Origin of the sequence: Paracoccus sp. PAMC 22219 (assembly GCF_000787695.1) — a bacterium.
Taxonomy (GTDB): domain Bacteria; phylum Pseudomonadota; class Alphaproteobacteria; order Rhodobacterales; family Rhodobacteraceae; genus Paracoccus.
The window spans coordinates 1-9,613 of sequence record NZ_BBPH01000232.1; the positions used below are offsets into that span (position 1 = coordinate 1).

At 67.8% G+C, this 9,613-nt stretch carries 10 protein-coding genes and 1 pseudogene; 1 reads left to right on the top strand and 10 read right to left on the bottom strand.

Annotated elements, in window-relative coordinates:
- The 9 genes and pseudogenes from TY51_RS24175 to uxaC form a co-directional block, all read right to left on the bottom strand.
- A partial coding sequence (locus TY51_RS24175) for an SAF domain-containing protein (protein WP_373960736.1) occupies nt 1–274 on the bottom strand: 274 nt, incomplete at its 3' end.
- On the bottom strand, nt 267–1,691 hold the full coding sequence (locus tag TY51_RS19285; protein WP_042252888.1) for a mannitol dehydrogenase family protein: 1,425 nt from the start codon (nt 1,689–1,691) through the stop codon (nt 267–269). The genes TY51_RS24175 and TY51_RS19285, both read right to left, overlap by 8 nt.
- Complete coding sequence (kduD, locus tag TY51_RS19290; protein WP_042252890.1) at nt 1,669–2,409, bottom strand: 2-dehydro-3-deoxy-D-gluconate 5-dehydrogenase KduD; 741 nt, start codon at nt 2,407–2,409, stop codon at nt 1,669–1,671. Before kduD ends, TY51_RS19285 begins: the two co-directional genes overlap by 23 nt.
- Nucleotides 2,406–3,230: a 5-dehydro-4-deoxy-D-glucuronate isomerase gene (gene kduI / locus TY51_RS19295; RefSeq protein WP_042252892.1), complete on the bottom strand. Its 825-nt coding sequence runs from the start codon at nt 3,228–3,230 to the stop codon at nt 2,406–2,408. Before kduI ends, kduD begins: the two co-directional genes overlap by 4 nt.
- An 11-nt stretch (nt 3,231–3,241) precedes the next feature.
- Nucleotides 3,242–3,522, bottom strand: a pseudogene (locus tag TY51_RS19300) (cupin domain-containing protein).
- Nucleotides 3,523–3,535: 13 nt separating this feature from the next.
- Entirely contained in the window at nt 3,536–4,816 is a 1,281-nt protein-coding gene (locus TY51_RS19305; protein WP_042252894.1) for a TRAP transporter large permease, read from the bottom strand.
- A 4-nt stretch (nt 4,817–4,820) separates the two neighbouring features.
- Complete coding sequence (locus tag TY51_RS19310) at nt 4,821–5,426, bottom strand: TRAP transporter small permease (RefSeq protein WP_081995302.1); 606 nt, start codon at nt 5,424–5,426, stop codon at nt 4,821–4,823.
- 55 nt (nt 5,427–5,481) lie between these two features.
- On the bottom strand, nt 5,482–6,453 hold the full coding sequence (locus TY51_RS19315; protein WP_042252896.1) for a TRAP transporter substrate-binding protein: 972 nt from the start codon (nt 6,451–6,453) through the stop codon (nt 5,482–5,484).
- 23 nt (nt 6,454–6,476) lie between these two features.
- Nucleotides 6,477–7,883, bottom strand: coding sequence for a glucuronate isomerase (gene uxaC, locus TY51_RS19320; RefSeq protein WP_042252898.1), 1,407 nt, complete (start codon nt 7,881–7,883; stop codon nt 6,477–6,479).
- 81 nt (nt 7,884–7,964) lie between these two features.
- Here uxaC and TY51_RS19325 point away from each other — a divergent pair, with 81 nt between their 5' ends.
- Nucleotides 7,965–8,660 carry a GntR family transcriptional regulator gene (locus TY51_RS19325; RefSeq protein WP_042252903.1) on the top strand — a complete coding sequence of 232 codons (696 nt, stop codon included), beginning with the start codon at nt 7,965–7,967 and terminating at the stop codon, nt 8,658–8,660.
- Here the strand turns inward: TY51_RS19325 and TY51_RS19330 are convergent.
- Nucleotides 8,657–9,613 (bottom strand): glycerate kinase (locus TY51_RS19330; protein WP_042252899.1); only part of this gene is annotated, 957 nt, incomplete at its 5' end. The genes TY51_RS19325 and TY51_RS19330 overlap by 4 nt on opposite strands.

Sequence of the window (9,613 nt, forward strand, 5' to 3'; positions counted from 1 at the left end):
CGGCCCACGATGGCGGTCCAGCGCGGCCTGCGCGGCCGCAAGCCCGGCGCCGGGGTCTGGTCGCGGTCGTGATCGCCGAAGGCAGGTTGTGGCTGTGGACGTGATCGCCCGCCGCGATGTCACAGGTGGCATAGCCGATGATCTGCCCGTATTTCACCACCGCCGCCCCCCGCGCGATGGCCGCGCGGGCGATCTTGTGTCCGGCAGGCGCCACGCCGCGCGCGGTCAGGATAGCGACCGTGTCCGCCGGGTTCAGGACCAGCAGGTCAGCCACCGGCGGCGACCCGAGCGCCGTCACGGACCAGCCGGGTCAGCGCATCGGTCAGATCGGCCCGGAACCCCGGATCGTCGCGCAGCGCGGCCGGGAACACCTGTGACAGGCCCAGGAACCCGTCGACCGTCGCCGCCGGATCGTCGCGCCATAGCGCGGCCAGCCGCGGGGCCAGCGGGTCCTTGACCTCGATCGCCGCGCCCACCTCGTCGCGCCCCGAGACATAGCGCATCCATGCCGCCACGGCCAAGGTCAGCCCCGGCACCGGCCGCCCCGCGGCGCGGCCTTCCGCGATGGTGCCCAGGATGCGCTGCGGCAGCTTTTGGCTGCCGTCCATGGCGATCTGCCACGTCCGGTGACGGATCGCCGGATTGGCATAGCGCGCCGCCAGCGCATCGGCATAGGCCGCAAGGTCGGTGCCGGGCGGGGGCGTCAGCGCCGGGATGATCTCGGACCGCCACAGCCTATCGGCGAACTGCGCCATGACCGGGTCGGCCATCGTGTCGGCGATGGTCTGGTGTCCGGCCAGATAGCCCAGATAGGCCAGGCTGGAATGGGTGCCGTTCAGCATCCGCAGCTTCATGTGCTCGAAGGGGGTGACGTCGTCGACCAGTTGCACGCCCACCGCGCCCAGGTCGGGGCGGCCGTTGCAGAACCGATCCTCGACGACCCACTGGCGGAAGGGCTCGTGCATCACGGGCGCCTCGTCGCGCTGGCCGGTCAGGGCCGCGACGCGGTCCAGGTCGGCGGGCGTGGTGGCCGGCACGATACGGTCCACCATCGTCGAGGGGAACGCCCCCTCGGCCTCGATCCAGGCGGCCAGATCGGGGTCGATCAACCGCGCCAGGTCCAGCACGACGCCGCGCACGACATGGCCGTTTTCCGGCAGGTTGTCGCAGCAGAGCACCGTGAAGGGCGCGATGCCCGCCGCCCGGCGCAGGGCCAACGCGCGGACCAGAAACCCCGGTGCCGATTTCGGCAGCGCATTGTCCAGATCGTGGCGGATGTCGGGGTGATCGGCGTTCAGCCGCCCCGTCGACGGCGCGTGGCAATAGCCCTTTTCGGTCACCGTCAGGCTGACGATGCGCACCGACGGCGTTGCCATTGCGGCCAGGACCGCCTGCGGGTTCTTGGGCGCGACCAGGACGTCGCGCAGCACGGTGACGACCTGTGCGGTCTCTCCCTCGGGTCCCAGTTGCAGCGCGGTATAGGCCCAGCCTTGCGGTTCCAGCCGGTCGCGCGTGCCGGGCGATTGCAGCGACACGCCGATGATCCCCCAATCGCCGCCCGAGGCCGCCATGGCCTGTTCGACATAGATCGCGCCATGCGCGCGAAAGAACGCGCCCAGGCCCAGATGGACGATGCCCGCGGGCGCGGCGGACGGGGTGTGGTGCAACCTAGCGGGCAAGCCAGCCTCCATCGACGTTCAGGATCGCACCGTTGATGTAATCGGATGCGGGGGCGGCCAGAAACACGGCGGTCTGGGCGATGTCCTCGGGGCGGCCCCACCGGCCTGCGGGGATGCGCTCCAGGATCGCGCGGGCGCGCTCGGGGTCGGCGCGCAGGGCCTCGGTGTTGTTCGTCTCGATATAGCCGGGCGCGATGGCGTTGACGTTCAGCCCGCGCCCCGCCCATTCGTTGGCCATCAGCTTGGTAAGCCCCGCCACGCCATGTTTCGACGCGGTATAAGACGGCACCCGGATGCCGCCCTGGAACGACAGCAGCGAGGCGATGTTGACGATCTTGCCCCTGCCCCGCGGCAGCGCGGCGCGCGCGAAGGCCTGGCAGGTAAAGAACAGCGCCTTGGCGTTGACGTCCATCACCGCGTCCCAGTCGGCCTCGGCGAAGTCCACCGCGTCGTCGCGGCGGATGATGCCCGCGTTGTTCACCAGGATGTCGATGGGCTGATCCGCAAAGACGTCGCGCGCCGCCATCGGGTCGGCGAAATCCAGGGTCAGCGATTGCCCCGCCTTGTCAGACACCTGGCCCATCAGCGCCAAAGTCTCGTCGCAATCGCGCCGACCGCTGGCGATCACATCTGCCCCGGCCTGCGCCAGCGCCACGGCGATGGCCTGGCCGATGCCGGTATTGGCGCCGGTGACCAGCGCGGTGCGCCCCTCAAGGGAAAAGGGGTTCACCGCAGATCCTCCGGCTGGATGAAGTCCATGTCGGTATAATCGACATTGTCCCCCGCCATCGCCCATATGAAGGTGTATGCGCCGATACCCGCACCCGAATGGATCGACCAGGACGGCGACAGGACGGCCTGTTCGTTGGCTACGAACAGGTGGCGCGTCTCCTGCGGTTCGCCCATCAGGTGCAACACGCGCGATTCCGGCGCCATGCCGTGATACAGATAGGCCTCCATCCTGCGGTCATGGACATGGCTGGGGATGGTGTTCCAGACCGACCCCTCCTGCAGTGACGTGTAGCCCAGCACCAGCTGGCAGCTTTCCATGACCAGCGGGTGGATGAACTGCTTGATGACACGCTTGTTGGAGGTTTCGGTCGCACCCATCTCGACCTTCTTGGCCTGATCGACGGTGATCAGCCGGTGCGGCAGCGCGCGATGCGCGGGCGCCGAGGTGATGTAGAACCGCCCCCCACCCGAAATCGTCACCGCCCCAGCCCCCATGCCCAGATACAGCACGTCGCCCTTGGCCATGTCCCAGCCCTGGTCCGCGGCCTCGACCCGGCCGGGGTCGCCGATGTTGACGATGCCCATTTCCCGCCGGTCCAGAAAGCTGGGGGTTCTGGTTTCCGCGATGGCGTCCAGGGTCAGGGGCGCGCCGTCTGGCACCGCGCCGCCCACGACAAAGCGGTCGTAATGGGTATAGGTCAGACGGATTTCACCCGCGGCGAACAGCCCCTCGACCAGGAAATGCTGCCGCAGCTGGGCTGTGTCCATGCCGCGGGCGTGGTCCGGGTGGATCGCGTGGCGGGTCTCGACATGGGTCATGGGGGGTCCTTTCACAGAAAATCGTCGCGGCGGGGGGTGAAGCTGTCGATCAGCACGCCCCCCTCAAGGCACAGGCAGCCGTGTTCGGCGCCGATGGGATGATGAAGGCATCGCCGGGCCCGACCTCGAAGGTCCGGTCGGCGACGGTAAAGCGATAGCGGCCCGCCTGGACATAGGTCGATTGCACATGCGGGTGGCTGTGCAGCGCGCCCCGCTCGCCCGCGGCAAAGGCAAAGCGGACGACCATCAGGTCCGGCGTATGGGCCAAGACGGTGCGGACGGGATCGGTCATGACAGCACTTTCATCAGCGGAAAACAGAGGGCAGCCACAGCGACAGCGCCGGGACATAGGTGACCAGCATCAGTGTGGCAAAGGCCGCACCATAGAACGGCCAGATCGTGCGCATCGCCTGCCAGATGCTGATGCGTCCCACCGCGCAACCGACGAACAGCACCGCGCCGACCGGTGGCGTGCACAGGCCGATCCCCAGGTTCAGGATCATGATGACCCCGAAATGCACCGGATCGACACCGAACGCGGTGGCGACGGGCAGAAAGATCGGCGTGGTGATGACGATCAGCGGCGACATGTCCATGAACGTGCCCAGCACCAGCAGGACGATGTTGATCATCAGCAGGATGACGATGGGGTTGCTGGACACGCTTTGCAGGATCTCGACCAGCTGTGTGGGCACGCGCAGATAGGCCAGCAGCCAGCCGAAACAGGCCGCGCAACCGATCACCAGCAGCACCATGGCGGTGGTGCGCACCGCGCCCTTGGTCGCCTCGACGAATTCGGACCAGGGCAGGCTGCGATAGACCAGCGCCGTCACCAGCAGCGCATAGACCACCGCCACGTTCGAGGATTCGGACGCCGTGAACCAGCCCGACCGCACGCCGCCGAAGATGATCGCGATCAGGATCAGGCCGGGCATGGCCGACACGAACAGCGCGCCCAGCATCCGCAGGCCCGGGAACGGTTCGGTCGGATAGCCCTTCTTGCGCGCGACCCACCAGGCGGTGATCATCAGCGACACGGCCAGCAGCAGGCCCGGAATGATGCCCGCGGTGAACAGGTCGGCGATGGACAGACGGCCCCCGGCGGCGATGGAATAGATGATCATGTTGTGGCTGGGCGGGATCATCAGCGCGATGATGGAGCTGACCACGGTGATGTTGACGGCGTAATCGACGTCGTACCCGCGCGCCTTCATCTGGGGGACCATCAGGCCACCCACCGCGCTGGCATCGGCCGCGGCCGATCCCGACACGCCGCCGAACATCAGCGACGCCATGATGTTGACCTGGCCCAGACCGCCGCGCATGTGCCCGACCATCGCGCCTGCCAGCGCCACCAGGCGCCGGGCGATGTCGCCCCGCACCATCAGGTCGCCCGCGAAGATGAAGAACGGGATGGCGATCAGCGCAAAGACCGAAATGCCGCTGTTCAGGCGCTGGAACACCACCACCGGCGGCAGCCCCATGTAAAGGACGGTCAGAAAGCTTGCGACGCCCAGGCAGAACGCCACCGGCGTGCCGATCAGCAGCAGCGTCACGAAGCTGCCGAACAGAATCCACAGTTCCATGATCTCAGGTCCTTTCGCGGGGGCGCGCAGCCTTGCCGTCCAGAAGGTCACCGGCGCGCACCGCACCCGGCGCGCCATCGACGACGCCGTCCGCGGCATCGTCCATGTCACCAAAGCGCATCGTCTTCAGCCCAGCCGCGCGGCGCAGGATGCGTTCGACCGAAAACAGCATCAGCAGGATGCCGCCCCCGATCAGCGGCGCAAAATCCCACAGGCGGGAAATGCCGATGCCCGGCACGACGCCGCTGGCCGCACGCGCCGCCAGCTGCCAGCCGAACCACGCCATGCCAAAGCCGAAAGCCGTCACGACCACGTCGGACAGGCTGTGGAACCACGGCCGCCAGCTTTCCGGAACGACCATCAGGCCCACGTCAAAGGACAGGTGGTACCCTTCCTTGACGCCCACGGCGGCGCCCAGGAAGATGAACCAGCCCATCAGCATGACCGCGGCCGGTTCCGCCCAGAACAGACTGGAGCCCATCGCATAGCGGAAGAACACCTGCGCAAAGACAAAGGCGGTCATCAGGACCAGCCCGATCCCCGCCAGCCACAGGGCCGCCTGCGCGATCGCGCCGGTCAGCGTGGCAAATCTGATCATCCCCTCGCGCATCGCGCATTCCCCCAATAAGAAAAAGCCGCCCACAGGGTCTGCGGGCGGCGTGGTGTCACTGGGTCGCGCGGATGCGTTCGACCAGGTCCTGATTTTCAGGAGTGGTCACGTATTTGTCGTAGACGGGGACCATCGCCTCGATGAACGGGGTCTTGTCGATTTCGGTGATGACCTCGGCGCCCGCGGCGGTGACCTTTTCAAGCGACGCCTGCTCCTGGGCAGCCCACAGCTCTCGCTGCAGGGTCGAGGAGTTCTGCGCCGCCTCGCGCAGGATCGCCTGATCTTCGGGGGTCAGCTTGTCCCAGCTGGTCTTGGACATCGCGACCAGCTCGGGAACGATCAAGTGCTCGTCCAGGGTGAAGTACTTGGCGACCTCGGCATGGCCCGAGCTGTCATAGCTGGGAAAGTTGTTCTCTGCCCCGTCGATCACGCCGGTCTGGATGCTGGAATAGACCTCTCCATAGGGCATCGGCGTGGCGTTGGCGCCAAGCGCGTCCATCATGTCGACGAACACGTCGTTCTGCATGACGCGGAACTTCATTCCCTCCAGGTCGGCGATCGACTGGATCGGCCGCTGAGAGTTGTAGAAGCTGCGCGCCCCACCGTCGTACCAGGCCAGCGCCACCAGGTCGCGCTCCTCGAACTGGGCGGCGATCTCCTCGCCGATGGGGCCGTCCAGGACCGCGTGGCTGTGCTCGACCGAGGTGAACAGATAGGGCAGCGACATGATCTGGGTGACCGGCACGATGTCGTTGAACGAGCCAAAGCTGGCGCGAACCATGTCGATGACGCCGAATTGGGTCTGTTCGATCGTGTCCTTTTCCTCGCCCAGCTGGGACGACGGGAAGACCTCGATGCAGATGCGGCCGTCTGTCTTCTCCAAGACCTCCTCGGCCATGGCCTTGACGCCCTCGACCGTCGGATAGCCGTCAGGATGGGTGTCGGACGACCGCAGCGTGATCTCGCAGGCGGTGGCGAAGCTGGCCGAGGCCAGCAGGCCGGCCAAAGTTGTCATCAGCAGTTTCATGTTATCCTCCCAGATACAGGTGCTCAAAGCTTGTAGGCCCGCTTGGCCAGGCCATAGGTCAGGTCGCGCGCCACCTCGGGGGCCTCGTCCTCCTCCAGACGTCCCGTGGCGACCAGATCGGCCAGCCAAGCGCAATCGACCCTGCGCGCCACGTCGTGACGGGCCGGGATCGAACAGAAGGCACGCGTGTCGTCGTTGAACCCCACGGTGTTGTAGAAACCCGCCGTTTCCGTGGTCATCTCGCGAAAGCGGCGCATGCCTTCGGGGCTGTCGTGGAACCACCATGCCGGACCCAGCCGCAGGCAGGGCCAGACGCCCGCCATCGGGGCCAGCTCGCGGGCATAGGCGGTCTCGTCCAGGGTGAACAGGATCACCGTCAGGCGCGGGTCCATGCCGACCGCGTTCAGCAGCGGCCGCAGCGCGGTGACGTATTCGGTGCGGCCGGGGATGTCGAAACCCTTGTCGCGGCCGAACATCGCCAGCACGTCGTCGGAGTGGTTGCGCCGCGATCCGGGATGGATCTGCAGGACCAGCCCGTCCTCCAGGCTCATCCGCGCCATCTCGGTCAGCATGTGGCCGCGGAACGCATCGGCCTCCTCTGCGGTGCAGGTGCCGCGCAGGGCCTTGGCGAACAGCGCGGCGGCATCCGCCTGTGACAGGTCCTCGGTCCGGGCCGAGGCGTGGCCGTGATCGCTGGACGTCGCGCCATGGTCGATGAAGAACGCCCGCCGCGCCCGGTGCGCGTCCAGGTATCCGTCCCATGTCGCGGTATCGAACCCGGTCTGGTGGCCCATCAGGGCGACGTTGTCGGCAAATCCCGCCATCTCCGGGTCGATCACCCCGTCGGGGCGATAGGCGGTGATGACCCTGCCCCCCCAGTCGCTGTCGCGGATCATCGCGTGCCAGCGCAGATCGTCGGTCGCGGCCTCGGTCGTGGCGATCGCCTCGATGTTGAAGCGATCGAACAGCGCGCGGGGGCGGAATTCGGGGCGGGACAGGCAGTCGGCGATGTGGTCGTAATACCAGTCGGCCGTATCCTCCGACAGGCGGCGGTCGATGCCGAAGACCTGCTGAAAGCTGTGGTCCAGCCACAGCCGCGACGGTGTGCCGCGAAACAGCGGATAGTGGCGCGCGAACAGGCGCCAGATCGTGCGGCCGTCCGTTTCGGTCGGCCCGCCGTCCGCGCGGGGCACGCCCAGATCGGTCAGCGGCACGCCCTGCGAACACAGCATCCGGAACACGTAATGGTCCGGCGTCACGAACAGCTGCGCGGGGTCGGGAAACGCCTCGTTTTCGGCGAACCAACGCGGATCCGTATGGCCGTGCGGGCTGACGATCGGCAGGTCGCGGACCTGGTCGTACAGGGCACGGGCCAGATCGCGGGCACGGCCTTGGGTCGGGAACAGGCGGTCGTCGTGCAGCAGTGCCATGTGATCCTCCTCCGACTCACTTGCCATTCCGCTAGTCGTCTAATATGCTAGTTTACAGGTTCGGTCAACGAGGGGGTGATCATGTCGGTTCAGGAACTGGACAGCTTGCCGCCCCTGCAGGATCTGCGCCCCCGTAACGTCACCGAACAGATATTCGACCTGCTGTATGCGCGGGTGGTCGGGCTGGACCTGCCCCCCGGCGCGAAGCTGTCCGAGGCAGAGGTCGCGGCCCAGATGGGCGTGTCGCGCCAACCGGTGCGCGACGCGTTCTATCGGCTGTCGCAGCTGGGGTTCATCCAGATCCGGCCACAGCGCGCGACCACCGTCACCCCGATCTCGACCGAGGCGGTGATGCAGGCCTATTTCATCCGCAGCGCGCTGGAACAGGCGACGATGCGGGTCGCCGCGCTGCGACTGCAGCCTGCGGACTGGGACGGGCTGGAACGCCTGATCGACCTGCAGGAGGCCGCCAGCCTGGAAGACCGGCGCGGCGATTTCCATGCGCTGGACGACCAGTTCCACCGCGATATCTGCGCGGCGGCGGGCAAGGAATTCGTCTGGAACCTGGTGCGCGACAACAAGGGCCACATGGACCGCGCGCGGTTCCTGTCGCTATCCTATGGCGCGTCGACCGCCTTTATCGAGCACCGGAATATCCTGGCCGCCCTGCGCGCCCGCGACCCCGAAGCCGCAGCCGGCGCGCTGCGCGACCACCTGAGCCATATCGAGCACATCCTGGAACGGTTGCGCATCGACCAGCCGGGCATCCTGGCCTAGTCGGCGGGGACAACCAGTACGGCGCGGAAATCGTTGACGTTGGTCAGTGTCGGCCCGGTGCGGATCAGGCTGCCCGTCGCGTCGAACAGGCTGTAGCTGTCATGCCCTGCCAAGGTCGCGCGCATGTCCAGCCCCAGGTCCGCAGCCCGCTGCGGCAGATCAGGTCCGATGATGGCACCAGCCGCGTCCTCGGTCCCGTCGATGCCATCGGTGTCGGCGGCCAGCGCGTGGATGCCCGCCTGCCCCCGCAGCGTGACGGCCAGCGACAGAAGGAACTCTGTGTTGCGCCCGCCACGGCCCGGATTGCCTTGGCCGATGGTCACGGTCGTCTCTCCGCCCGACAGCAGCACCGCAGGCGCGGGCGCGGGGGTGCCGTGGGCTGCGGTGGCGCGCGCGATGCCGGCCATGGCGATGCCCAGCTGCGCGGCCTCGCCCTCCAGCGCGTCACCCAGCAGGATGGGCGTCACCCCGGCCCGTTCGGCCACACGCGCGGCGGCCAGCAACGACATCTGCGGCGTGGCGATCAGCCGGTAATCGACGTCGAAGGCGGGACCGGGCTGCGGCGGCGCCATCAGCAGGTCGCGCGCCGCCTGCGGCAGGTCGGGGCCAAGCCGGTCCACCAGCCAGGAAAGGTCCTGGCCGGCGGTCGGGTCCGGCACGGTCGGTCCCGACGCGATGGCGGCCGGGTCGTCGCCGGGCACGTCGGAAATCGCCAGCGTCACCAGACGCGCGGGCGCTGCCGCCTGCGCCAGCCGCCCGCCCTTGATGGCCGACAGGCGGCGACGGACGCGGTTCATGTCCTCGATCGTCAGACCGGAGCGCAGCAGCAGGCGATTGACCGCGATCTTGTCCTCCAGCGTCAGCGGCGCGCGGGGCGCCGCCATCAGCGCCGACCCCCCGCCAGAGATCAGCGCCAGCACCAGGTCGTCCGGCCCCGCCGCCTGCGCCGCGGC

Coding starts and splice junctions, on each gene's coding strand:
- TY51_RS19325 (WP_042252903.1), top strand. CDS start 7,965: ATGTCGGTTCAGGAACTGGACAGCTTGCCGCCCCTGCAGGATCTGCGC.
- uxaC (WP_042252898.1), bottom strand. CDS start 7,883: ATGGCACTGCTGCACGACGACCGCCTGTTCCCGACCCAAGGCCGTGCC.
- TY51_RS19315 (WP_042252896.1), bottom strand. CDS start 6,453: ATGAAACTGCTGATGACAACTTTGGCCGGCCTGCTGGCCTCGGCCAGC.
- TY51_RS19305 (WP_042252894.1), bottom strand. CDS start 4,816: ATGGAACTGTGGATTCTGTTCGGCAGCTTCGTGACGCTGCTGCTGATC.
- TY51_RS19310 (WP_081995302.1), bottom strand. CDS start 5,426: ATGCGCGAGGGGATGATCAGATTTGCCACGCTGACCGGCGCGATCGCG.
- kduI (WP_042252892.1), bottom strand. CDS start 3,230: ATGACCCATGTCGAGACCCGCCACGCGATCCACCCGGACCACGCCCGC.
- TY51_RS19285 (WP_042252888.1), bottom strand. CDS start 1,691: ATGGAGGCTGGCTTGCCCGCTAGGTTGCACCACACCCCGTCCGCCGCG.